Source organism: Paenibacillus sp. YAE3, from assembly GCF_057546105.1.
The window spans coordinates 191788-216518 of sequence record NZ_BAAIYF010000006.1 but is presented as its reverse complement, the minus strand read 5'-3'; the positions used below and the strand labels follow the sequence as shown (position 1 = coordinate 216518).

Below are 24731 nucleotides of genomic sequence, written 5' to 3'. Positions count from 1 at the left end.
CTTTCTTTTGCATCGGGATTAAGGATTGGCGTGTTTGCCCCCAATTGCCCTACTCATATACTTTGATTTCATTGTAGAAAGTATCCCGTTCCACCGGAATCCGTCCTGCGCCTTTGATCAGCCACACCAGTTCGTTCCGGGTCAGGCCTTCAGGCGTCAGCGCTCCCGCCGCATGGCTGATGCGTTCCTTGAGGATCGTGCCGTGCACGTCGGAGGCGCCGAAGGAAAGCGATACCTGCGTCAGCTGCGGGCCGATGTTGATGAAGTAAGCTTTGATGTGATCGAAGTTATCGAGCATCAGGCGGCTGATGGCGATGGTTTTCAAATCCTCGTAGGCCGAGTTGCGGCGCATGATGCCGGCGTTTTTGTTTCTAGGCTGCATGGAAAGCGGGATGAACACCAGGAAACCGTTCGTTTCATCCTGAAGCTCGCGGATTTGCATCATGTGGCGGATACGGTCTTCGTGCGTTTCGATGGCGCCGTACAGCATCGTCGTATGGGTTTTCATGCCCAGATTGTGCGCCGTTCTGTGCACTTCAAGGTAACGATCGACGTTGGCTTTGTCGACCTTCATTTTTTTGCGGTATTCATCGGACAAAATTTCGGCTCCGCCGCCCGTCAGCGACTTGAGTCCGGCCTTTTGCAGCTCTTTCAGCACTTCTTCGATGCTCAGCCCGCTGATCCGCGTATAAAAATCAATTTCCGCCGCGGTATAGGCTTTCAGGGTCACGTCCGGGAAGCGGTCGGTGAGCGCCTGCAGCGAGTCGACGTAATATTGGAACGGCATATGGTGGTTATGGCCGCCGACGATATGGAATTCGCGGACGCCCGGATGGATGTGCTGCTCCACGTATTCGATCATTTCCTGGCCGGTCAGCGTATAAGCGCCTTCGTCGCCGAGGTCTTTGCGGAAGTTGCAGAATGCGCATCTGGCTTCGCACACGTTGGTGAAATAAAGGCTCATGTTTTCGATGAAATAGACCTTTTTGCCGTTTTTGCGCAGGTTGACCTCATTCGCCAATTGGCCGAGCGTCAGCAGGTCATCCGTTTCATAAAGAAATACGCCATCCTCGAGGTTCAGGCGCTCCCCGTGGCGTACTTTTTCGGCGATTTCTTGCATTCTCTTGCTGGTATTCGATGTTACGATCATGGACATATCCATTCCTCCTGTTCATGTAATGGGTTGCGGCTTTGCGTCGAAAAACACAAAAAAAATCCGCTCGTCGGAAGGTGTCCGGCTTCATTCAATCAAGTCTTGAAATAACGGCTTGTCAATGCGCTCGAAAGGAGCAAAGGCCGGTTAAGTATGGGCGGCAGATCTGCTTGCCTGCGTCATGGATGTAAATGTTTTTTGTGAAAAAAATAACAAAAAAATATGGCAGACCATTGTCCTGTTGGTGACAAAATTCCGACAAATGCCTTTCCCCTGTCACCCACCCTATTATAAACCGCACATTCAGGCTCCGCAATACGGTAGGGAGGAAAAAAAAGGTCGGTATTTCCTGGGATGAAGGCTGGGGTCACTTGAGAGGATACCGTTTGTGGAGTATACTGAGCTTAAGTAAGCGTCTGCTTACGATACCGGTTTTGCTAAAAAGAAAGATCCGAGGGGCATGGCTCCGCAAAACTTTTAGGAGGGTGACTTATGATTCAAATCAGCGATTCCGCTTCCGATAAGCTAAAAGAAATGCTCGCCGAGCAAGAAGTGCCGGATATGTTCCTTCGTTTGGGCGTGCAGGAGGGCGGCTGCAGCGGCTTTTCCTACGCGATGGGATTTGACGACGAAGAAACGGAAAACGATGTATACATGAACGTCAACGACTTGAAGGTCGTCATCGATAAGCAAAGCCTGCCTTTGATCAACGGACTTGAAATCGATTATGAGGATGCAGGCATGAGCGGCGGTTTCACGATGCACAACCCGAACGCCACGGCTACCTGCGGCTGCGGAGCTTCGTTCCGTACGGCCACGAACGCTGGCAAGCCGGCGCCGGAAGAATGCTGATCCACAAACCAATCCCGCTCGTCCAAAAGGGCCCGCACCGCTTCGTATGAAGCATGGCGCGAGCCCTTTTTGGGTTGTCCGTTCGTTTTCGGGTAGTGTCTTGCGTCAGGATGCCGGGACAATGAAGGTGTGGTTGACCATCAGCACGATCATCGCTGCCGCGAGGATGGAGAATACGATGCAGCCGGTTCCCAGTCCCTTGCGTTTATCTTTAATGAACTTGAATCCAATGGCGAAAATGCCTACGGTAACGGCAACCAGCGTAATCGACATGCCGATCATGGCAACCCAGTACAATATCTTGAAAAATTCAGCCACGGCGTTAGCTTCCTCCCTTTGTCACATTCAAATCCCATTATATCCGATAAAACGATAGACGCCAATAGAACTATTATGGCTCCATGCTTCCGTTTTTACTCCGCGTTCCCCCGTTTTCCTCCCATATACACCGTTTATGTACAAACATACAGGAGAGGAACGCCTCCGGCGAGTATGCTAAAAGATAAGAGTGAGAAAGGAGGCGGTACAAGTGGGGGGAAGACAGCTGGCTAGCAAGTGGCTGAAAACCGAAGCGCTGCTGACAGATCCCGAAGTAGCCCCTTATATACCGCAAACCAGAGGACTAAATAGGGAAAATCTTTATTCGATGTTGGAATCCTATGGATTTGTCGTCGTCAAACCGATCGTAGGGGGCGGCGGATACGGCGTGATCAAAATAAACCGGTCCGGCATGGGTTACAGCATTACGAAATCTTCGCAAACGAGCCGGTATGCCAATTTTAACGACATGTACCAAGCGCTGCTTCGGGTCAAGGTAAGGCGGAAATATTTGATCCAGCAGGGCATTCATCTGGCGCGCATCCAAGGCCGCCCGATCGATTACCGCGTGAAATATGTCAAATCCGGAGACCATTGGGAGTTCAGGGCGATGGTAGGCCGATTGGCCAGACCAGGGCTGTTCGTTACCAACCTGTGCAAGGGCGGGCGTTTGCTGAGCTGCAGTGAAGGGCTGCGCAGATCGCTGCCTCATATCTCTTCGGCGGCCAAACGGAATGAAATGCGCCATCTGACGCGAAAATGCACGGCCATTTTGGAACGCCATTTTCCCGGCATCGGCCAGTTGGGTTTCGATTACGGGCTGGATTACAGCGGGAAAATATGGATTTTCGAAGTCAATACCCGACCCCAGTAAACCTATGAAACGGAAGACCGCCGATCATAGATTCAGAAAAAATATTTTTAAGGCTGTTGATAATTCATCCTCCTGTGTATAAGTGTTATCCCCAAAATCCACTGCATTTTTATTGGTATTACGACACTTGCTAACAAATTATACACAGGATTTCCACAATAACCTGTGGATATTGCGAACGCTTGTTCCGATGTGGAATGTTTGATATGATAGATTCGAGGAAAATAAAGGAAAGGATGTGAAAGGAATGGCTATCTTGACGGATGAAATGCTCCTTGATTCTTATCATGCAGCTGTTGAATTGATGCTTGACCGGGACTTCATCACGCTGCTCCTGGCTGAGATTCATAAACGGAATCTTGAAGCTGATCCTCCGGGCATCGTTCACTAAGCGACGGGAATCCCATGCACATCCATCGTTATTTCCTTAGACATGCAGCACAGTTGTACCATTTGACGGCGTTGTGGAGGTGTACATTCTATTATCGAAATACATAGAGACGACATGAAAAAAAATGAGGGTACCCTTACCGATTGGAAGTTGAAGCGTTCCAAACGTAAGGATACCCTTTTTTGTATATCTATTTGGATAAAAAGGCTTCTACAGCTTCATGTTGCTGCTGTGTCCAGGGGACAGCTTGGCGTCCGGATCGATGTAGACCTTGGCATTGTTGACGGCCGTTGGCGCCTCGCCGAAACCGACGGCGATCAGCTTGATTTTGCCCGGGTAGGTCGTAATGTCGCCGGCGGCGAAAATGCCCGGAATGTTCGTTTCCATTCTCGAATCGACGACGATCGAGTTGGATTCGATCTGAATGCCCCATTCGGCGATCGGGCCGAGCGTCGATACGAACCCGAAATTGACGATCACGTCATCCACTTCGATCTCTTGCGTTTCCTTGGTTTTGACGTGGGTCAGCGTGACCTTCGTAATGGCGTCTTCGCCGTGCAGCGCCGTGATTTCCGTCGGCGTCACGACGCGCACCTTGGATTTCATCAAATTTTCGACGCTGTGCTCATGGGCGCGGAATTTGTCGCGGCGATGCACGAGCGTCACTTCTTCGGCAATCGGCTCCAGCATGAGGGCCCAGTCAACGGCCGAGTCGCCGCCACCGGTCAGAAGCACTTTTTTGCCCTTGAATTGCTGCAGATCGTTCACGAAATAGTGGAGGTTCGCTTTTTCGAATTTCTCCGCGCCTTCGACTTCAAGCCGGCGCGGCTGGAATGCGCCGACGCCGGCCGTAATGATGACCGCCTTGGCGTGGTATTCCCCTTTATCTGTCGTCACGACGAAATGACGCTCGTCCCGTTTGACGAGGGAAGTGACCTTCTCCTCCAAGCGCACGTTCGTTTGGAACAACTCCATTTGCTTGGATAAATTGTCCACCAGTTCCTGTGCCGTTACCTTCGGAAATCCGGCCACGTCGTAGATGTATTTTTCCGGGTATAGCGCCGTCAGCTGCCCGCCAAGCTGCGGCATGCTTTCGATCAGCGTGACCGAAGCCTGACGCATCCCGCAATAAAAGGAAGCGAACATTCCCGTAGGACCTCCCCCAATAATGAGCAGGTCGGATATTTCAACACCATCGGTATGTGATGTCATGTTTTATATTGCACCTCCGCGTTGTTATCGAATGATATAATCTATGAATATCGAAAAGAAATCATCTTCAAAGAGATCAGCAACCCCAATCGCAATTCGAACTTGGACAAGCGGCCTGCCTGCTTCGAAGCGCTTCAATCGACGCTTTTCTTATTATAATATATCCCGGCCGCCGCTGGAAAGTGAATTCGTCTGCCTTGGCCATGGCGAACAGAGAATGGGAGGATTTGCGGAGGCCGCTTGTTTCCGTCCGGAAAAAGCGGCTTCGGACGCGGATTTCAGGCCCAAATAAGACTTGATCTTTTGCTTGAAACTAGCTATCATTTCAATTGTGCATTACCATCTTTTTGTCGAATTTCGGACATTTTTTTCCTGCTTTTTCTGCTTTTCTAATTGACCGCTGATAAACGTTTCCCGCAGCCGTCAGGATCAAGCGGAATCCATATCCCATTCGATAACCGGGATCGCGATACATCACGACAATAAAAGTGTATAATTTCACAATAAGTTTTGTAATGTATCACAAATATAGATATAAGAATCAATTTCATAAACTTAACAACGGCTCTAATCCCGAACGATATATAGTCGAAGCAGTTGAACCGTCTATATATCGTTTCATTATTGCGCTTTTAACCATGTGGAATTGATTCATACAACAAAGGATTTGGAAGGAGCAAGATGATGAGCAACATTCCCAAGATCGTAATCCTCGGCGCGGGATACGCAGGTATTCTGACAGCACAGCGGCTCCAGAAAGAATTGAATTATAACGAAGCCGACGTCACGCTCGTGAACCGTCACGATTACCATTATATTACGACCCATTTGCATATGCCTGCTGCAGGCACGGACAGCGTTGAAAATACACGGGTTCCCATTTCGAAGCTGATCGACGAATTTAAGATCGACCTGGTCAAGTCTTCCGTGCAGGAAATCCGCCCGCATGAAAAAAAGGTCATTTTGGAGGACGGAACCCTTTCTTATGATTATTTGGTCATTTCCCTGGGCGGCGAATCCGAGACCTTCGGCATTCCGGGATTGGCCGATTATGCGATGACGATCCGCAGCATCAACTCGGTGCGCCTGATCCGCAAGCATATCGAATACCAGTTTGCGCTTTACAAAAACGAACGGCATCCGCAGCATCGCCTGAACTTCGTCATCGGCGGAGCGGGCTTCAGCGGGATCGAATTCGCGGCGGAGCTTGCGGACCGGATTCCGGCGCTGTGCAAAGAATACGACGTCGATCCGGCGCAGGTGAACATCTATAACGTGGAAGCCTCGCCGACCGCGCTGCCCGGATTTGCCCCCGAGCTCGTCGAATACGCGATGGACGTGCTGAAGCGAAAAGGCGTGACGTTCAAACTGGGCGTTGCCATCCAGGAATGCACGCCTGACGGCGTTCTGCTGGCTACCGGCGAAGAAATCAAAGCCGCGACCGTCGTTTGGACCGGCGGCATCCGCGGCAACCATATGATCGAAGCAGCGGGATTCGAAACCGCCCGCGGCCGGGTGAAGGTGGACGAATATCTTCATGCCCCCGGCCATGACAACATCTATATTATCGGCGACAATGCCCTCGTCTTTAATCCGGAAGGGCGGCCTTATCCGCCGACGGCGCAAATCGCCATGCAGCAGGGCGTATGCTGCGCGCATAACATCGTCGCGGCCATCCGCAACCAGCAGCCGCGCAAATTCGTGTTCCAGAACAAGGGCACCGTCGCTTCCTTGGGCAAAGGCGAAGGCATCGCGGTCGTGGGCGACAAGCATTACAAAGGCTGGAAAGCCGCGCAGCTGAAAAAGCTCGTCGATTTGCGCTATTTGTTCATCATCGGGGGCATTCCGCTGGTGCTGAGGAAAGGAAGGTTTTTGTAAGGATGCGCCACTGCAGTGTTCAAGTCCGCTCGCTTTTGACGAGGGAGGAGCTGGACCGGTATAACGCGCTGATGGAAGTGGGAGGTTATTTGGAGGACCAAAACCGCTATGACCTGGCATACGCCGTGCAGAAGGAAATCGATATTTTGATTTTGCCTGCCATCGAAAGGCTGAAGGAAAAAAGCCGCGACCGCGACCGGGCTACCGCCGAATTTCTCGAATCCCTCAAAAACGCCGGGCAGGAATCCGAATGATGCTCTTTTTTCATGATAAAAAAGCTTGCTTCCGAGTAAAGGAAGCAAGCTTTTTGCACGTTGTTTATACTTTGAGCATATCATCAAACGATTCGGGCGTGAGCAGCGGACCGACAAAAAAGCTGCCGAATTCGCCGAACCGCGCGCTGACTTCGTCAAAACGCATTTCATACACGAGCTTCTTGAATTGAAGCGCGTCGTCCGCGAACAGCGTAACGCCCCATTCCCAATCGTCGAAGCCGACCGAACCGGTAATGATTTGCTTCACTTTGCCGGCATAGGAGCGGCCGATGAGACCGTGGCTGCGCATCATGTTCCGGCGTTCTTCCATGTCGAGCATATACCAGTTGTCGCTAAGATCGCGTTTTTTGTTCATCGGGTAGAAGCAGATATATTTCGTTTTCGGAAGGATCGGCTTCAAACGCGCGACGACATGCGGATTTTCCATCGGATCGCCGCCGCCTTCCCCTGCCAGATAGTTGCTCAGCTCGACCACGCTTACGTAAGAGTAGGCTTTGGTGGTGTAGCGGGCGAAGAGCGTTTTATTGAATGCGGTTTCCACCGCGTTGAGTTCTTCCAGCGTTTCGCGCAGATGCATCAGGACAAAGTCCGCTTTTTGTCCCACGATGCCGTACACGGCCGTGCTGCCTTGTTTCGCGGATTCGACCTCGGACCATTCCTTGAAAAATTCCTGGAGCTCGTCGAGCGCCATAGCGCGTTCTTCGTCGTCCGCGGACTTCCAGGCCGTCCAGTTGATGGAACGAAAATCGTGAAGAGCGTACCAGCCTTCTAAAGTGGATGCTGCTTCGTTCATTTTATCGATCACTCCCAAGTTTAGTTGCTTTAACACCTTCTTCTCATTGTATCCCAACCGCAACGGAAAGAGCAAATGAAGTCACAATCTATTCACGTATTGTTCGTTGCTTCGTGACAAATTTTCTAGTAAACTTACTATCATAAAATAAGAAGCGTTTTCGTTAGCCATATCCGCGCACCGCGAGCGGGTCATAGAGAAGAAGAGGTGAACAGGTTAGCATGCAGTTTATCCCTGTATTGGTGCTGATGGTTTTGTTTTTTATGATGATGTTCGGGATCGGCTTCATCTTAAATATGCTTATGAAGACCACTTGGTTTCCATCCTATTTGTTTATTATCGTGATTTTGCCGATCGTCGTTTATTCGCTTTGGGACCGTGGGGACATTTCGTTTCTCCATTACCTGGGCTCCTTCCGTATCGTCGATTATTTGACGGGAGTGGCGGGGCTCGTAGGGGCGATCGTCAGCGGCGTATCGATCCAAAAGCTGCGCAAAAGCGGATTCAAAATGTTTTAAAGGCAAACGTAAGGCAGGACAGCTCTCCGGCAGGGGGGCTGTTTTGCTTCATTTAGAGCTGGCTTGCTCCGCATCCCTGATCAAAACTTGCTCGTCGTCAGCTCCATGCTTGAACCGGGAAGGGGAAGGGAAGTTGAAAGGAAAATCCTGTCTTGCGCTGCTTGCAGCGGTTGTCATGTTGTACGTTTGGATCCCGGAAAAGGGGGAGGCCGAACCGGATGCCGTACCGGTCCGTGACGCGGTCGAAGCCCTGGGAGGAAACGTGCTGTGGGTGAAGGAGGAAAAGGCGGCCAAAGTGTTGTTGGGAAACCGGAAATGGAACATCAGGCCGGGCAGCGCCCGGTCCGAAATCGACGGCCTTCCGCTGGACCTTCCGAAGCCTGCTGTTCTGAACAGGGATGGCAGGCTGTATGTCCCCGTGTCCGCTTTTCATGAGGCGCTGGGCGTCCAAATGAATTTTCGCGACGGACGGTGGAGGGCGTCGGAAGCCGATCCGGCCGGCCTGGGGATGTACTGGATGCGGCTTTTGCAGCTGGGGGAATACGGCGAGGCGAGGGACATGATGAGCCCCGGTTTGGCGAAGCTGTTTCCGGCCGATGTCCTGGAGCGGTACAAAAAGCATCTGGAGGAAAGCTACGGCTCCTGGACGCTGATCCAAGCCGGCTCAACCGAAAACCGGGTGCACCGGAACGCGGTTTTGTCCTATCAAACGCCGCGCGGCCGAAGCTTCCGGATGGAACTGCGCTTCGGCCGGGACGGGAAGCTGGACGATCTGGCGCTGCTTCCGAACGTTTCCGACCGGTACCGTCCCCCCTCCTATGACGCTCCCGACCGATACCGAACCGAAAACGTGGTCGTCGGTACCGCAACCCTCCCGCTTCCCGGAACGTTGACGCTGCCTGCCGGGGCCGGGGAGAAGGTGCCTGCCGTCGTCCTCGTCCACGGTTCGGGCCCGAACGACGCGGACGAATCGTCGGGAGGCGGCAAAATGTTCCGCGACATCGCCGTCGGGCTCGCCCGCGAGGGAATTGCGGTTCTGCGCTATGCCAAACGGACATATGAATATCCCAACCGTTCCTTGACGCCTCATTTTACCGTCCGGGAGGAAACGGTCGAAGACGCTCTGTCGGCGGTCGCTTTGCTGCGGCAGGACAAGCGGATCGATCCTGACCGGATATTCGTGCTGGGTCACAGCCAAGGCGGCATGCTCCTCCCTGCGATCATCGGAGAAGATCGGGGCGGCTCCATCGCCGGCGGGATGCTTTTGTCCGCTCCCTCGGGAGCGCTGGAGGATTTGATGCTTTCCCAATACGAAGGCATTTTGAAGCGGGCGGAAGAAGAGGGCGAAACCGGGGCGGAGCTGGAGCGCAAGCAAGCGAACCTGCATACGTGGCGTCGGGCGGTGGACATGCTGCACGACGACCGTTATTCCAAGGCGCGTTTGCCGGCCGATTTTCCGCTGCCTAACGCCTATTGGTGGTTCGATATACGGGAATACAGCGGCCCGATGATCGCCCGCAGACAGGATGTGCCCCTTTTCATTCTCCAGGGGGGCAATGACGTGCAGGTTCCCCCCTCCAGTTTGAAGGTATGGAAGCAGGCGCTGGGGACACGGACGGACGTCAGCTGCAAATTATATCCCGGGCTGAACCATATGTACGCTTTGTACGACCGGCCTTCGACGGGCGACGAATATCGATTCGCCTCGAACGTTCCCGAATTCGTCATCCGGGATTTGGCAGACTGGATTCATTTGGGGATAAAATAATCGTCGAAATATATCGGAGCGGGGATTCCTTTTATGATAGAATAGAGAAAGTCTACGTTACGATGGGAGGAGCCAAAATATGCACATGAAGAGCCTGCTGCATTTTACGGAAAATCACAGGTTTTGCGTTTATCGTGATTTTTGTTTAAGCAGTCTGGACAGCAGGATGCTCAGCTCGGTTTATCAGCCCATGGTCGGAGCCTTCGCCATCAGTTTGTACCATCTGCTGTTTCAGCAGATTCCTATAGAGAAATTGGGTTATTCTCCGCTTGAACAGCAGCGGCGCCTGTTTTTGACCCTGGGACTCGAGCCCAGCGAAAAAGGCCGCCGGTACCTGATCGAGCAGGCCTCGCTTCTGGAAGCGGTCGGGCTGCTTCAAACCTGCCGCATATATATGCCGGAGCAGGAGGATTACGTTTACGAATACGAGCTTCAGCAGCCATTGTCGCCGGCCGAATTTTTTAATACCCAGCATCTGACGCTGCTGCTTCGGGACAAAATCGGCAAGTTTGCGGTGCTGGCGCTCCGCGAGGAGCTTTGGGCGTGCGAACCGGAGGAACTGTCGGGACCGGGGGGAGGACATAAGGAAAACATCTCGCTCGCGTTTTACGACATTTTCGAGCTGAACACGCATGTCATCGATTACGAGCTGGAGCAGGCGCTTTCCGAGGTGTCTTCGGCAAGGCAGCCGGGGGTTAGGGTTCATGCTGACGAAAATGCGCTGAATTATGCCGACATCATTCTCCGTTTTCCGAAAGACTCGGTCAACCGGACCCATGTCGAAAAGCTCCGCTTCAACCATGAGCAGATGGGGGTCCTGAATTACGTCGTGCATAAATACGACCTGAGCGTGCAGGATTTATGCCGGCTGCTGGACGAAGACGGGGCGTTCGCTCCCGATGGCAGCGTCGCGCTTGAAGAGCTTGAGCGCAGGGCCAACCTGCAATTCCGTCAGGATAAACGGCGCCAGGAGCAGCGCGAGGTGTATGCCGGGAAGGTGGTAGCGCTCAGGCAGCCTGAGGATCCGGCTGAGCCGGCGCCGATGGAACATGCGGTCGAAATGGAATATTACGTGGACGTTCCGGTCCAGTTCCAATCCAAATGCGACATCCACCAATACAACATGATGCTGCGCAATGAACCGTACACGCGTCTGCTGAGGACGTTTTTTCCGGGGGCGGTGCCGGACAACTTTTTCGATATTTTCGAAAAGATCGACCACAGCTACAAGCTTCCCGGGGAAGTCATCAACGTTCTGATCCATTATTTAATGTCCTTATTGACCTCGGGCGGCAACGAGCAGCGCATCAACCGCAATTTCGTCGAAGCGATCGCTTCCAACATGCTGCTGAAGCAGGTGAACACGTACGAAAAAGCCGTTCAATACATCCGCGACCAATCCAAGGTGAAAGGCAAGCAGGCAGCCGCTTCCGGGGGCGGAAGGACCCGTACATACGGCAGCAAGGCGGCCAGGTTAAAGCCTGACATTCCGATTGCGCAAGAGAGCGGGACCGCAAACGCCGTCAGCGAGGAAGAATTCGAAGAGATGCTGCGGATGGCCGCCGAAATGCAGGCGAGCAAAAACAAGTGACGGCATCGTGCATCACTTGACGGGAAGGAGGAGCATACAAGTTGGAATCGTTAGGCCAAGTGTTAAAACAAATGAACGGACCGTCGTTTTTGCAAAGATCGCAGGCGATTTTCGAGGACCTGCTTCGCGATCCGATCGTCAAGGAGCTGCGCGCCGAACATCCGGAGATGGACGAAGACCGGCTGCGCGCCAATTTGCCGCGGCTTTACCAATACGTCAACGACCGGCGCAACTGCCAAAACTGTCCGGGGCTCGACAGATGCCCCAACGATTTCGAAGGCCACTACTCCAAGCTGGAGATGGCCGAGCAGAACGGGCGGCGGGAATTGGTCGAGCGCAAAGCCCCGTGCGCGCTGCACATCGCGAGACAAAACGAAGAGAGAATCAGGAAACGGATCCGCAGCTTTTACGTCGATGAACGGGCGCTTGCGGAAGGGTACAACGAAGTGGAAATCATGGGGAAAGACCGGCTGCGCGCGCCGGCGGTCAGCCATGTTTTCCGCTATATCCGCGAAGTGAAGGAGCAGGGGCTCACGCCGAAAGGACTGTATTTGTTCGGCTCCTTCGGGACGGGAAAAACGTTCCTGATGAGCTATCTGCTCCATGAGCTGGCGATCGCGGGTTACACCGGCGTCATTGTCTACATGCCCGACTTCGTGGAGGACCTGAAATCGATGCTTCAGGACAGCCAAAAGCTGAAAGAAACGGTGGAGGTCATGAAAAACTGCGACCTGCTTATTTTCGACGACATCGGAGCGGAAAATTTGAGCCCGTGGGTACGCGATCATGTGCTCGGAGCGATCCTCAATTACCGGATGAACCGCAAGCCGACCTTTTATACGTCCAATTACGATCTGGCGGGCCTGGAAAAGCATCTCAGCTTTACAAGCAAGGACGGAGAGGAATTGTACAAAGGGCAGCGGCTGATGGACCGGATTTTGCCTTTTGTCGACGAGGTGCATCTGCATGGGGAAAACCAGCGCCGGGTTCGTTCCTGAACGTGAATCACCAAGAAATTGAAAAAAGCCTGACCTTCTGCCGAAGCGGCGGAAAGGCCAGGCTTTTTGCTATCGCTTCAGCGATGAGCATGTTAGCCGGAGATCACGAACTTGATGATGACCATGATCGCGAAAATCAGAGTCATGAACAAAGCCATGCCCCCGAAGCCGTTCATCAGATCCATCAAGTCATTGCGCGGCTCTTCGTTTACGTGTTCCCGCGGGTCGTTAGCGTGCACGTTTGCATCCATGAATACAATGCCTCCTCAGGATGGTTTCACTTTATGTAAATGAGCGCGGTCATTGACACAGAAACCCGAGTTAACCTTAGTATACCCAAAGTCCAAAGAATTTGTAAAGAATATATGGCGAATACTTTAGGGTACAATAAGCTGGTTCACGCCGGTCAGGACAGCCGAAGCAAGATCTGTAATTAAGGAATTTACATTTCTGAAAAAATTGTGGTATACTAAAACTGTCCGCTAAGACATTTCAGTTGAGGATTTTCACAAATCCTGAAGTTTCGATGAAATTCAGCTTTTTATAAGGAGGAGAAATATTATGGCTATTGTAAACGTAACTGACCAATCCTTTAATGCTGAAATTGAAGGCCAAGGTACAGTATTGGTTGATTTCTGGGCACCATGGTGCGGCCCTTGCAAAATGATCGCTCCGATTCTGGATGAGCTCGCAAACGAAATGGGCGACTCCGTCAAAATCGCGAAGTTGAACGTGGATGAAAATCCGGAAACGGCTTCCCGTTTCGGCGTTATGAGCATCCCGACGCTGATCTTCTTCAAAGACGGCCAGCCGGTTGACAAAGTGGTTGGATTGAATTCCAAGGAAAACCTGAAAAACATCATCTCCAAACACCAGTAATCCAAGCCAAATGCATGATCAGCCATAAGATGCGCCTCCGGAACTTCCGGGGGCGCTTTGCTGCGTTCACATAGCCGCCTTTTTTCAGGCCTGTTGTATATTCTCCCATAAAAATGCGCTTTGGATTTTGGAGAATTCCCCATATAATAAAAGTTATATTTCCGATTCTTGATACATGTTATGGAGAGGGGGAGAGCGGAATATATGGACGAAAAAAAGACAGAAACGTTAGCCGAGCTGGAAAAAGCGCAGGAAAACATCCGCAACAAGCTGGCGCTGCTGCCGGATTTGCCCGGATGCTACCTCATGAAAAACGCGGCAGGCACCATTATCTACGTCGGCAAGGCCAAAGTGCTGAAAAACCGGGTCCGATCCTATTTTACCGGCAGCCATAACGGAAAAACCCAGCGGCTTGTAGCGGATATCCGCGATTTCGAATATATCGTCACCGGGAGCAATATCGAGGCGCTCATTTTGGAATGCAACCTGATCAAAATGCACCAGCCCAAATATAACGTGCTGCTGAAGGACGACAAAACGTTCCCTTACATCAAGATCACTTACGAGGCGCATCCCCGCCTGGAAGTCACGCGGCGCGTGCTGAAGGACAAGGCCAAATATTTCGGGCCATACCCGAACGCTTACGCCGCCCAGCAGACCAAAAAGCTGCTCGACCGGATGTATCCGCTCCGCAAATGCGGCGTCATGCCGAAGGAGGTTTGCCTGTATTACCATATGGGCCAATGCCTCGCGCCTTGCGAAAAAGAAGTCGACCCTTCGGAATACGAACGGATTACCCAGGAAATACAGTCGTTTCTGAGCGGCGGGCATGAGGAGATCAAAAAAGAGCTGCAGCGGAAGATGGAAGAGGCGGCCGAAGAATTGTATTTCGAACGGGCCAAGGAACTTCGCGACCAAATCATGAACATCGAGGCCATCATGCAGAAACAAAAAATTACGACGTCCGACGCAAAAGACCGCGACGTGCTTGGTTTCGCCGTCGACAAAGGCTGGATGTGCGTGCAGATTTTGTACATGCGCCAAGGAAAGATGGTTCAGCGCCATGCTTCGGCGTTTCCGTTTTACGGCGAGGCGTACAGCGATTTTATGTCGTTCGTGACCCAATATTACAGCGACAACCCGGCCCTGCCGCAGGAAATACTGCTGCCCGATTCCGGGAAGGATGCCGAAGGCTCGGACAAGGCGGCGGCGGAAACGGAAAACGGCGGCGACGTTTTGGATGCGCACAGCGCGGCTGCCTCCCTTCAGGAATGGCTGGGCGTCAAAGTGCTCGTGCCGCAGCGCGGCCAAAAACGGCAGATGGTCGGCATGGCCGTGGAAAACGCGAAGGTGTCCTTGGACGAAAAATTCCGGCTGATCGAGCGGGACGAGGAAAGAACGCTGAAAGCGGCAGCTAACTTGGGCCAATATATCGGCATCGAACATCTTCACCGTATCGAAGCTTTCGACAACTCGAATATCCAAGGGGCCAATCCCGTATCCGCCATGGTCGTTTTCATCGACGGGAAGCCGGATAAAAAGGAGTACCGCAAATATAAGGTCCGTACCGTGCAAGGACCGGACGATTACGAAACGATGCGCGAGGTCATCCGCCGCCGGTATGAACGCGTGCTGAAGGAGAACCTGGAAATGCCCGATCTCATCGTCGTGGACGGAGGCAAGGGCCAAATTTCGGCCGCGGTCGACGTGCTTGAAAACGAGCTCGGTTTGTTCATCCCGGTATGCGGACTCGTCAAGGACGCCAAACATAGAACGGCCCAGCTTATGGTCGGCGACCCGCCGGAGCCGGTCGACCTGCCGCGCGACAGCCAGGAGTTTTATTTGCTGCAGCGGATTCAGGACGAGGTTCACCGTTTTGCCATCTCGTTCCACCGCGAACAGCGGGGCAAGTCGATGGTCGCGTCCAAGCTCGATTCGATCCCGGGCATCGGCGAGAAGCGGCGCAAGCTGCTGCTGAAGCATTTCGGATCGCTGAAAAAAATAAAAGAGGCCAGCATCGAAGATTTCCGGCCTCTTTCCATCGGAGACAAGCTCGCCAAACAAATTATTGCAGCCCTCCGGGATGAGGAGTCATGACATATGGCTCCTCTTTCTTTTTGTTGCGGTTGTACAGGTAAACGATATAAGCGACGACGGCAGGCATGACGATCGTGACGATGCCCGCGATGATGTCCGGCACGTCGCCCAGCGCGAACAGGCTGAAGCTCATCAGGACGCTGTCGAAGACGACGTGGCTGAACATGGCGGCGATGTAGCCGTGCTTTAAGAAAATGAAGCTGAACAGCAGCCCGATGACCGTCAGTTCGATCGGACGCGTAATGACGGGGTAAATCGGATAAAGCGTGTGTCCGAGCGCCCAAATCAGCGTCGTGATCAGGCAGGCGGCAAACGTGCTGCGCAGCAGCTTTTTCAGCATCGGAATGCCGAACAGGCGGTAGACCGCTTCCTCGGAAATACCCGCCATCCACGCCATAATCGGCAGCAGCCAAGGATATAACATGTTGTACGGCGATTGCGTGGCATCGGTCGTCGACCAGCTGTGGATCGTTTTGTCGAGCACGATGTAAATGACGGACTGGACGCCCATCAGAATAAACGCCCATAGGTACCCGGTGTACATGCTGTGCAGCACGTAAGGCCCGTAGCCGGGTTCTTTGGCTTTGGCCCAGGCATTGATGCCGGCTTTGCGCCATAAACCGTCCCCGCCCACGAGCGAGAAGTACAAAAGGGCAGCCATCACCAGGTTAAAGAAGGTCTGGAAACCGAGCATGAAGACAAGGCCGAAATTCGAAACCCCCTCGCCTTGAAATACCGGCAGCATGTTGTACGTGCTGAACGTGGCGACCGCAAAATAAAACACGCTCAGGAAAATGCCCCTCTTGAACGACGTATGGGCCCGGGTCAACGCGCTGTATACGATGGCCAGTACGCCTAGGACAAACGTCAGCAGACCGTAGCCTAAGATGGTAAGCCATTTGGCTTTGGACGTTTCCTTTTCGACGTAGGCCGCATGCGCTTCGGGCACGCTAAAGGTCTGTTCGAAGGAATGAACTTTCCCTTCCTCGAACGTCAATTTGACTTGAAGGCTTGAACGGCCGATCGTCCGGTTCGGGTCGGTGTATACGAGTCCCGCCTCGTTCTCCTTGGTCGACAGCTCCAGCTTGCCCGGGTCGTAACCCATTTGCTGCAGCCAAGGTGCGGCAAGCTCTTCTTTTTTCTCCAGCGACAGGCCGCCTTCCACGATTTTCAGCTTGGTTTCGCGTTTGGTTTTATTCGGGTCCGCCATGGCCGCGGCATAATTCGAATAGCGGGGCGTAACGGAAAAAGCGACGACCTTGCCCGAATTCATATGTACGTCGATATTGGCGTAACCTTCGTTTTGGCGTTCGGCCAAACGGACGCGGAACACGTCGTAGGGATAACTTTTTTCAAACGTTTTGTTGTATTCGTTCAGCAGCTTTTCCCGCGACAAATAGCCGTATAGATCCGAGTTGGACTGGTACGTGATAACCGCGTCCTTGCTCGGGTCCGGCTCCAAATGCAGCGTGTTTTGCATGAAGGCCTCCGCGGCGCGTTGGGCCTCCGCCTTGCTGATGACCTTCGTGTTTTGCTGCTCCAGCGTTTCCGAGGCGGTGGAAGGGAGAATCTGGAACAAGACGAATAAAACGAGCCCGATGACCGCAAAAATGCCCAGCCATTTGTAATTGGCTTTGAGCCGCAGCGGTTGTCCGACGGGATTCATGAAATGCCCCCTTTGTTTGGATTGTAAAGATATATACCTAGTATAAACGTAAACATAGCATACGATGTCCCTCGAAAGCCAGTTTTCTCCCTCATTGGCCGTGAAAAAATGATGAAAATCGTGGAAAGTGATTGTAAACGCGAGAGAAAGGCAGACTTTTATGAGATTTGCGATGCAATCGGGCCGTATTCCCACGTATTCATTCGAATAATGGCTTTGTGATGTAAAACGAATAGGATTATAATCTTTGAAGCAAATGAATAATCCGTACGCCGAATTTCGATATGAAAACGGGGGAACCATTATTTTGGGGTGAATTTCGCTTTTATCCATAGCGAATAGGGCAACCTGTGCATGCCCGAATCCGTCAGCTAACCTCGTAGGCGTTATGCAGCAGGAACCAAACCGAAAGGCATTGGATTTCCGATGCTTTTTTTCTTTTGACTTTTTTAAAGAGGTGACTATGTTGACAGCGAAAATCAGGTGGTTTCGATTGGCTCCCCCGCAAATTCTTGTATTGGGGTTCGCCGGCATTATATTGATCGGAGCCATACTTCTCACCTTGCCGATTTCGAACACGACGGGCAAGCCGCTCCGGTTCATCGATGCTTTGTTTACGGCGACTTCGGCGACTTGCGTTACCGGTTTGGTTGTTAAGGATACGGGAACGTTTTTCAGCACCTTCGGACAAGTCGTTATTATGCTGCTGATTCAGGTCGGGGGGCTCGGCTTCATGACGATGGCCACCTTGTTTTCCCTCGTGCTGAAGCGGAAGATTTCGCTGCGCGACCGCCTGATCCTCCAGGAAGCGATGAACCAGAACACGATGGAGGGCATCGTGCGGCTGATCCGGAAGGTGCTTATCTTTTCGCTCGTGATCGAAGGCTGCGGAGCGGTTTTGTTCGCCATCCGCTGGTCCTTTGACATGCCGGTCGGCCGGGCGGTGTACTTCGGGATATTTCACGGGGTATCGATGTTCAACAACGCGGGCTTCGACCTTTTCGGCCATTTCAACAGCCTGACGGGGTATGTGTACGATCCGCTCGTCAATATCGTCGTCATGTTTTTGATCGTTTCGGGCGGGATCGGATTTATTGTCATGTCGGACCTGGTGGATTACCGGCACAAACGGAAGCTTTCGCTGCATACGAAAATCGTGCTGTCCATGACCGGGGCGCTGATTCTGATCGGGGCGATCGTCATTTTCGTTTTCGAATTCACGAACCCGAAAACGCTCGGTTCCTTGAATTGGGGCGGCAAAATTCTTGCGTCGTTTTTCCAATCGGTTTCGCCGCGGACCGCGGGGGCCAACACGCTGGATCTCGCAAGCATGCGGCAAGCGTCCCAATTTTTCATGGTCATCCTGATGTTTATCGGCGCATCGCCGGGATCCACCGGAGGCGGGATCAAAACGACCACCTTCACCATTCTGGTCGGCGCGGTCATCGCCATGATCCGCGGACGCGACGATATCGTGCTTTACCGCTACCGCCTGGCGCAGGATCGCATCTTTAAGGCGCTGACGATCACCTTCCTCGCGTTGTTTCTGGTGGTCGGGGTGTCGATGGTGCTTTCGACGACGGAGGACAGCAACTTTTTGACCATTTTGTATGAAACGACTTCGGCTTTCGGGACGGTCGGGCTTTCGCTTGGACTTACGCAGCATTTGACGCTGGTCGGCAAAATATTGATCTGTCTCACGATGTTTGCGGGACGGCTTGGGCCGCTGACCCTGGCTTACGCACTTGGCCCGAAAAAAGGCAAAGAGCTGTACCGGCATCCGGAAGGCAAAATCATTATCGGCTAGTTTCAAAGAAAACAGAAATTGATTAAATAAGGAGTATCAGGAGAGAATGAAAACACAGCAGTTTGTCGTCATCGGTCTGGGACGTTTCGGCTCCAGCCTTGCACTCGAGCTCGTCGATTTGGGATACGAGGTGCTCGGGGTCGATAAAAACGAGGAAGTCGTCAGCGACATGAGCGAATATTTGACGCATGCCGTCGTGGCCGACGCCACGGACGAGGAAGTCCTCAAATCGCTCGGGATCCGCAATTTCGACTGCGGCATCGTCGCGATCGGAGACGATATCCAGATGAGCATCCTGGCCGCGATTTTGCTGAAGGATTTGGGCGTGCGCACGGTCGTGGCCAAGGCGATTTCGGTGCTTCACGGGCGCGCGCTGGAGAAGCTGGGCGTCGACCGGGTCATTTTTCCGGAAAAGGACATGGGGATCCGGGTTGCCCATCAGCTCGTGACGCCGAACCTGCTCGACTACATCGAGTTGTCCAAGGAATACAGCATCGTCGAAATGAAGGTGCCTGAAAAACTGGACTGCAAAACGTTAAACGAAATCAACACCCGCGCCAAATTCGGCTGCAGCATCGTGGCGATCCACCGCCAGGGAAAAGTGATCGTCGCTCCGACCGCAATGGATCAGCTCCGCGCCGGCGACATTATGGTGATCATCGGCGCGAACGACAACATCGACCGGTTCGAAAGCGAAGCCGTCAATGCAGACTAGATGGGAGTAAGTTAACGTGGAAACCCAGACGACCGAAATCATTCATCATATTTTAATCCTGCTGCTCTTTATCATTACCGTCGGGATGTTGGCCGGAAGGCTGGCATCCTGGCTTCGTTTGCCGGACGTTGCCGTGTTTATCATCGCCGGCATGGTGCTGGGGAGAGGTCTGCACCTGATCCATGCGGAAAGCAGCTCGCTGATCAATCAGTTTATTTTGACGGCCGGCTCGGCTTTGATCCTGTTCGATGGCGGCCGGAACCTGAGCTTTGGCGGACTGCGAAAGGTTTGGATCACCCTGTCTCTATTGAGCGTCCCCGGCGTAATTATTACGACAGGCATCGTGGGCGCCGCGGTACATTTTTTGTTTGGGCTCGATTGGATCGTTTCGTTTCTCGCGGCCGCCGTCATTGCCTCGACCGACCCGGCTTCGATCATTCCCGTCTTTAAACAGGTGAAAATCAAGGAACGGGTCAGGGAAACGGTCGAAAGCGAATCGGCGTTCAACGACGCGACCGGTTCGATCCTGACGTTCTCGCTGCTTGCGGCGGTTACGGGAGGAAAGGCGCTGCAAGCCGGGGACATGGCTTGGGAATTTGTCAAAACGGCCGTCGGCGGGATTGCCGTCGGGGCGGTCGTTTCGGTCGTTCTCACCTATTTGGTCGCCCATTTCCGCCTCGGCGTGTTAAAGGACTATACGACCATCGCGATGCTCGTCGTTGCACTTTCTTCCTATTTAATAGGGGACATGCTGCACGTCAGCGGATTTATGGCGACGTTTGTCGCCGGGCTGGTCTGGGGAAATGCGGACACGATGGGTTTGTCGATGGACGACAAGCTGGAGGAAACCGGGGCTTTTGCCGACAATACGAGCATCATGATGCGGATGCTGATTTTCATTATGCTCGGCAGCCAGGTGGATTTTCAGGCGCTCGGCGATTATTTCTGGCCTAGCTTTGCGGCGGTACTGGTGCTCATGTTCGTGGCCCGACCGCTTACTATCCTGCTCTGCGCGCTGCCTGACCGGAAGGTCAAATGGACTTGGCGCGAGCTTCTGTTCATGATGTGGGTACGCGAGACGGGGGTCATTCCCGCGGCTTTGTCCGGCATGATCGCGGGCATGGGCGTGGCGCATGCCGGGGCGATTTCGGCGATGACGTTCATGGCGATCATGCTCACGATTTTGCTTCAGGCAAGCACGACCTGCCTTGTCGCCCGCAAATTGGGGCTCGAAATCAAATCTGACGGCCAACCCGCATCCGCCGGCGCAAAAGCATAGAACGAGAGGTTCGCTGCTCAAAAAAAGCTGCTTCCGGCCGTAACGAAACGACGGCGGAGAGCAGCTTTTTGGTGTGCAACAGAGGTTTGTTTTTTATGAATGATGCTGCCGGGCAAGTTGGCCGAAGATCGATTTCGTTTCTTCCACCCAGCGTTTGGCGCCGGCGCTGAGCCCGCCGTTGTCGGGATAAATGAGCGAGGTCGTGCGCCGCGTTTCCTTCAAATCCGGGACATGGATCGTGGCGAGGTCGTTATCCTCGAGCAGCTGGCTCCGCAAATACGATTTCGGCAGCAGCGCGGCGGCCTTGCAGGCCGGAAGCAGCCGGACGATCGCTTCGAACGAGTCCATCTCCATCCGGATGTCCGGCACGACGCCGGCGCGATGAAAAAGATCGTCGGTCAGTTTACGGTACCAGGTTCCGGTTGAGAATATGATCATAGGAAGGCCGTGAAGCATGTCCATGCTTACGTCATCCTTTTCGAGCAGCGGATGGCTTTTCGGAAGCACCAGCTCCAGATGGTCGTCGAACAATGCGGTGCAGCGCAGCCCGGGTTCCTCGATGGAAGAGGCGACGATGCCCGCGTCAAGCTTTTTGTCGCGCACGGCGGAGACGATTTCATGCGTTTTGCCCGTGATCAGCTTCAGCTCGGCCGTCGGGTGTTTTTCCATGAACGCGGTCACGAGCGGCGGCAGGGTCGTCTGCAGGGTGGTGAGGCTGGCGCCGAGCGTAACGGAAATTTGGTCGTCGCCTTTGTATTTGGAGATCATTTGCATGAATTTGAGCTTTTGCTGCCGCTGCTCCAATGCGAAGTTGTAGGCGGTTTGCCCGAAAGCGGTAAGCTCCAGCCTTTTGCCGCGCCGATTGAACAGGCTGACGCCCAGCTCGTCCTCCAGCTTTGAAATTTTGCGGGACAGGGCCGGCTGCGACAAATTCAATATCCGGGATGCTTTGTTCAGGCTGGACTGTTCGACAATCGTCGCAAAGACGTCCAAATCCTCGAACATCAGATTCACCTTCCTTCCCATGGAATCGGGGTCAACGTTTATTACATATGCATCTAAATTATAATGATTAATAATTATATTGCAATTCCATTATAAGAAAAAAAAGAGTAACATGAAAAGTGCCACAAGTTGTTCACACTTTCGTGTGCGAACTTCCGTGAAATGTCGGAAAATGAAAAATTGAAAACGTTATAATGTGAGAAAGGGGCACGTCAATCTATGAATGGTTATTATTCCAGAAAGCTGCATTCGCTTCTTGGAGTCATTCCGCTCGGCTTGTTTTTCATCGAGCATGCGCTGACGAACTTCGGCGCATTCGAAGGAGGGCTCGCGCGTTTTAACGCCGGCGTCAAGCTGATCAATGATCTTCCGCTTCTCTGGTTGCTCGAGTGGGGGCTGATCTACCTGCCGCTGATTTACCACGGCGTGTTCGGTTTGTATATCGCCTACCAAGCCAAGCCGAATAACGGGCGCTTTCAGTATTCGCGCAACTGGCGTTACCTGTTCCAGCGGATAACAGGTGTCATCACGTTCGTGTACATCATCTGGCACGTATACGAAACCCGTATCCAGTTGGCGCTCGGCAACATTACCCATGAACAGCTGGGAAGCACGATGCACGACATCTTCGTCCAACCGGGACTGTTCATCCTGTATCTGATCGGCGTCGTATCGGCTTCGTTCCACTTCGCCAACGGCCTCTGGTCTTTCTTCGTCAGCTGGGGCATCACGGTCGGGCCGCGCGCGCAGCGCGTATCGTCTTACATCTGCATGACGTTGTTCGTCCTTGTAAGCGTGATGCTCGTATTGTCCATGATCGCGTTCCGCGGCGCGGAATTCCAGGAAGCAACCGCTTGGCTTGATACCGTAAAGTCAGTTCTTAGTTAAGGAGAGTGAGCAAAAATGGCATCAAACAACATCATTATCGTGGGCGGCGGTTTGGCCGGCTTGATGGCTACCATCAAAGCGGCGGAAGCGGGCGTCCATGTTCACCTGTTTTCGCTTGTCCCTGTTAAAAGATCGCACTCCGTATGCGCGCAGGGCGGCATCAACGGAGCCGTCAACACGAAAGGCGAAGGCGACTCGCCATGGATCCATTTTGACGATACCGTCTACGGCGGGGACTTCCTTGCCAACCAGCCTCCGGTCAAAGCGATGTGCGAAGCGGCTCCGGGCATCATTCACCTCATGGACCGGATGGGCGTCATGTTCAACCGGACGCCTGAAGGTTTGCTCGATTTCCGCCGTTTCGGCGGAACGAAACACCACCGTACGGCCTATGCCGGCGCAACAACGGGCCAGCAGCTGCTGTACGCGCTGGATGAGCAGGTTCGCCGCCACGAAACGGCCGGACTGGTCACGAAGCATGAAAACTGGGAATTCCTTCAGGCCGTCATCGATGACGAGGGCGTTTGCCGCGGCATCGTCGCGCAGGACCTGCGCTCGATGGAAATCCATACGTTCGCAGCCGATGCGGTGATCCTCGCCAGCGGCGGTCCCGGCATCATTTTCGGCAAAACGACCAACTCGGTCATCAACACGGGGACGGCGGCAAGCGCCGTTTACCAGCAGGGCGTATATTACGCCAACGGCGAATTCATCCAAATTCACCCGACGGCCATTCCAGGGGATGACAAGCTGCGCCTGATGTCCGAATCCGCGCGCGGCGAAGGCGGCCGGATCTGGACTTACAAGGACGGCAAACCTTGGTACTTCCTGGAGGAAAAATATCCGGCGTACGGCAACCTCGTTCCGCGGGATATCGCGACCCGGGAAATTTTCGACGTGTGCGTCAACCAAGGCCTCGGGGTCAACGGCGAAAACACCGTCTATCTCGATCTGTCGCATAAAGATCCGAAGGAATTGGACGTCAAGCTCGGCGGCATCATTGAAATCTATGAAAAATTCGTCGGCGACGATCCTCGCAAAATCCCGATGAAAATTTTCCCTGCCGTTCACTATTCCATGGGCGGCATGTGGGTCGACTACAACCAAATGACCAACATTCCGGGCCTGTTTGCGGCCGGCGAATGCGAATACCAATACCACGGCGCCAACCGCCTCGGAGCGAATTCGCTCGTATCCGCGATCTTCGGCGGCATGGTGGCCGGACCAAAAGCGGTCGAATATATCAAGGGCTTGAAGAAGTCCGCGGCGGACGTATCCTCGACCGTCTTCGACCAGTACAAAAAGAAGCAGGAAGACAAATACGAAAACATCCTCAAGATGGACGGAAACGAAAACGCCTATGTGCTGCATAAAGAACTGGGCGAATGGATGACCGCCAACATGACGGTGGTTCGCTACAACGACAAGCTGGAAAAAACGATCGGCAAAATCAAGGAATTGAAAGAACGCTACAAAAACATCAACATCAACGATAAATCGCGCTGGAACAATCCGGGGGCATCCTTTACCCGCCAGCTGTGGAACATGCTTGAGCTGGCCGAAGCGATGACGCTGGGAGCGCTGCTGCGCAACGAAAGCCGCGGCGCGCACTACAAGCCGGAATTCCCGGACCGCAACGACGAGGAGTTCCTGAAAACGACCAAGGCGGCCTGGACGCCGGACGGTCCGGAAATTTCCTATGAGGCGGTCGACGTGTCGCTCATCCCGCCGCGGATCCGCGACTATTCCAAAGACAAGTAAGAAGGGGGATTTG

At 53.3% G+C, this 24731-nt stretch carries 23 protein-coding genes and 1 riboswitch; of the genes, 16 read left to right on the top strand and 7 right to left on the bottom strand.

What is annotated here, in order from left to right; genetic code table 11:
• Nucleotides 1-49: 49 nt before the first annotated feature.
• Nucleotides 50-1156, bottom strand: a complete 1107-nt coding sequence (mqnE, locus tag AC27KL_RS13770; protein WP_212948205.1) for an aminofutalosine synthase MqnE — start codon at nucleotides 1154-1156, stop codon at nucleotides 50-52.
• 489 nt (nucleotides 1157-1645) lie between these two features.
• On the opposite strand from mqnE, the gene AC27KL_RS13765 reads away from it, so the two are divergent.
• On the top strand, nucleotides 1646-2005 hold the full coding sequence (locus tag AC27KL_RS13765) for a HesB/IscA family protein (RefSeq protein WP_212948203.1): 360 nt from the start codon (nucleotides 1646-1648) through the stop codon (nucleotides 2003-2005).
• 105 nt (nucleotides 2006-2110) lie between these two features.
• On the opposite strand, the gene AC27KL_RS13760 is transcribed toward AC27KL_RS13765, so the two are convergent.
• A complete protein-coding gene (locus AC27KL_RS13760) occupies nucleotides 2111-2323 on the bottom strand; it encodes a hypothetical protein (protein ID WP_036710879.1) in 213 nt (70 codons plus the stop codon).
• 211 nt (nucleotides 2324-2534) lie between these two features.
• Between AC27KL_RS13760 and AC27KL_RS13755 the strand changes: the two genes are divergently transcribed.
• Both AC27KL_RS13755 and sda read left to right on the top strand, forming a co-directional pair.
• Complete coding sequence (locus tag AC27KL_RS13755; protein WP_487170052.1) at nucleotides 2535-3197, top strand: YheC/YheD family protein; 663 nt, start codon at nucleotides 2535-2537, stop codon at nucleotides 3195-3197.
• Nucleotides 3198-3444: 247 nt separating this feature from the next.
• Entirely contained in the window at nucleotides 3445-3588 is a 144-nt protein-coding gene (gene sda / locus AC27KL_RS13750; RefSeq protein WP_156124595.1) for a sporulation histidine kinase inhibitor Sda, read from the top strand.
• A gap of 210 nt (nucleotides 3589-3798) precedes the next feature.
• Here the strand turns inward: sda and AC27KL_RS13745 are convergent, their stop codons facing one another.
• On the bottom strand, nucleotides 3799-4800 hold the full coding sequence (locus AC27KL_RS13745; protein WP_036710874.1) for an NAD(P)/FAD-dependent oxidoreductase: 1002 nt from the start codon (nucleotides 4798-4800) through the stop codon (nucleotides 3799-3801).
• A gap of 684 nt (nucleotides 4801-5484) precedes the next feature.
• On the opposite strand from AC27KL_RS13745, the gene AC27KL_RS13740 reads away from it, so the two are divergent.
• Nucleotides 5485-6678 carry an NAD(P)/FAD-dependent oxidoreductase gene (locus AC27KL_RS13740; RefSeq protein ID WP_339323764.1) on the top strand — a complete coding sequence of 398 codons (1194 nt, stop codon included), beginning with the start codon at nucleotides 5485-5487 and terminating at the stop codon, nucleotides 6676-6678.
• Between the two features lie 2 nt (nucleotides 6679-6680).
• Nucleotides 6681-6932, top strand: coding sequence for a hypothetical protein (locus AC27KL_RS13735; protein ID WP_036710873.1), 252 nt, complete (start codon nucleotides 6681-6683; stop codon nucleotides 6930-6932).
• Between the two features lie 64 nt (nucleotides 6933-6996).
• On the opposite strand, the gene hemQ is transcribed toward AC27KL_RS13735, so the two are convergent.
• Nucleotides 6997-7746 (bottom strand): hydrogen peroxide-dependent heme synthase, encoded by a 750-nt coding sequence (hemQ, locus tag AC27KL_RS13730; RefSeq protein WP_487170051.1) that lies wholly within the window; start codon nucleotides 7744-7746, stop codon nucleotides 6997-6999.
• Between the two features lie 221 nt (nucleotides 7747-7967).
• Here hemQ and AC27KL_RS13725 point away from each other — a divergent pair, with 221 nt between their 5' ends.
• The 4 genes from AC27KL_RS13725 to dnaI all read left to right on the top strand — a co-directional run bounded on the left by AC27KL_RS13725 (nucleotide 7968) and on the right by dnaI (nucleotide 12621).
• The gene (locus AC27KL_RS13725; RefSeq protein ID WP_487170050.1) at nucleotides 7968-8264 is read left to right on the top strand and encodes a YuiB family protein; all 297 of its coding nucleotides are present in this window, start codon (nucleotides 7968-7970) and stop codon (nucleotides 8262-8264) included.
• A gap of 133 nt (nucleotides 8265-8397) precedes the next feature.
• Nucleotides 8398-10032 (top strand): alpha/beta hydrolase family protein, encoded by a 1635-nt coding sequence (locus AC27KL_RS13720; protein WP_487170049.1) that lies wholly within the window; start codon nucleotides 8398-8400, stop codon nucleotides 10030-10032.
• A gap of 79 nt (nucleotides 10033-10111) precedes the next feature.
• Entirely contained in the window at nucleotides 10112-11623 is a 1512-nt protein-coding gene (locus tag AC27KL_RS13715) for a replication initiation and membrane attachment family protein (RefSeq protein WP_487170048.1), read from the top strand.
• A 41-nt stretch (nucleotides 11624-11664) separates the two neighbouring features.
• Nucleotides 11665-12621, top strand: a complete 957-nt coding sequence (gene dnaI / locus AC27KL_RS13710; protein ID WP_339323767.1) for a primosomal protein DnaI — start codon at nucleotides 11665-11667, stop codon at nucleotides 12619-12621.
• 92 nt (nucleotides 12622-12713) lie between these two features.
• Here the strand turns inward: dnaI and AC27KL_RS13705 are convergent, their stop codons facing one another.
• Entirely contained in the window at nucleotides 12714-12872 is a 159-nt protein-coding gene (locus AC27KL_RS13705; protein ID WP_156124594.1) for a YqzM family protein, read from the bottom strand.
• A gap of 310 nt (nucleotides 12873-13182) precedes the next feature.
• On the opposite strand from AC27KL_RS13705, the gene trxA reads away from it, so the two are divergent.
• On the top strand, nucleotides 13183-13500 hold the full coding sequence (gene trxA / locus AC27KL_RS13700; RefSeq protein ID WP_036710867.1) for a thioredoxin: 318 nt from the start codon (nucleotides 13183-13185) through the stop codon (nucleotides 13498-13500).
• 204 nt (nucleotides 13501-13704) lie between these two features.
• Nucleotides 13705-15597 (top strand): excinuclease ABC subunit UvrC, encoded by a 1893-nt coding sequence (uvrC, locus tag AC27KL_RS13695; protein ID WP_487170047.1) that lies wholly within the window; start codon nucleotides 13705-13707, stop codon nucleotides 15595-15597.
• Here the strand turns inward: uvrC and AC27KL_RS13690 are convergent.
• Entirely contained in the window at nucleotides 15566-17263 is a 1698-nt protein-coding gene (locus tag AC27KL_RS13690) for a CPBP family intramembrane glutamic endopeptidase (protein ID WP_487170046.1), read from the bottom strand. The genes uvrC and AC27KL_RS13690 overlap by 32 nt on opposite strands.
• A 260-nt stretch (nucleotides 17264-17523) precedes the next feature.
• Nucleotides 17524-17664: riboswitch (cyclic di-AMP (ydaO/yuaA leader) on the top strand.
• A gap of 65 nt (nucleotides 17665-17729) precedes the next feature.
• On the opposite strand from AC27KL_RS13690, the gene AC27KL_RS13685 reads away from it, so the two are divergent.
• Genes AC27KL_RS13685 through AC27KL_RS13675 form a run of 3 tightly spaced genes read left to right on the top strand, consistent with a single transcriptional unit; the run spans nucleotide 17730 to nucleotide 21064 of the window.
• Complete coding sequence (locus AC27KL_RS13685) at nucleotides 17730-19070, top strand: TrkH family potassium uptake protein (protein ID WP_487170045.1); 1341 nt, start codon at nucleotides 17730-17732, stop codon at nucleotides 19068-19070.
• Nucleotides 19071-19116: 46 nt separating this feature from the next.
• The gene (locus tag AC27KL_RS13680; protein ID WP_036710861.1) at nucleotides 19117-19785 is read left to right on the top strand and encodes a potassium channel family protein; all 669 of its coding nucleotides are present in this window, start codon (nucleotides 19117-19119) and stop codon (nucleotides 19783-19785) included.
• 16 nt (nucleotides 19786-19801) lie between these two features.
• Nucleotides 19802-21064 carry a cation:proton antiporter gene (locus AC27KL_RS13675; RefSeq protein WP_487170044.1) on the top strand — a complete coding sequence of 421 codons (1263 nt, stop codon included), beginning with the start codon at nucleotides 19802-19804 and terminating at the stop codon, nucleotides 21062-21064.
• Between the two features lie 93 nt (nucleotides 21065-21157).
• On the opposite strand, the gene AC27KL_RS13670 is transcribed toward AC27KL_RS13675, so the two are convergent.
• The gene (locus tag AC27KL_RS13670; RefSeq protein ID WP_036710860.1) at nucleotides 21158-22069 is read right to left on the bottom strand and encodes a LysR family transcriptional regulator; all 912 of its coding nucleotides are present in this window, start codon (nucleotides 22067-22069) and stop codon (nucleotides 21158-21160) included.
• Nucleotides 22070-22288: 219 nt separating this feature from the next.
• Between AC27KL_RS13670 and AC27KL_RS13665 the strand changes: the two genes are divergently transcribed.
• A complete protein-coding gene (locus tag AC27KL_RS13665) occupies nucleotides 22289-22957 on the top strand; it encodes a succinate dehydrogenase cytochrome b558 subunit (RefSeq protein ID WP_036710857.1) in 669 nt (222 codons plus the stop codon).
• 15 nt (nucleotides 22958-22972) lie between these two features.
• On the top strand, nucleotides 22973-24718 hold the full coding sequence (gene sdhA / locus AC27KL_RS13660) for a succinate dehydrogenase flavoprotein subunit (protein WP_212948170.1): 1746 nt from the start codon (nucleotides 22973-22975) through the stop codon (nucleotides 24716-24718).
• The last annotated feature ends 13 nt before the right edge of the window (nucleotides 24719-24731 follow it).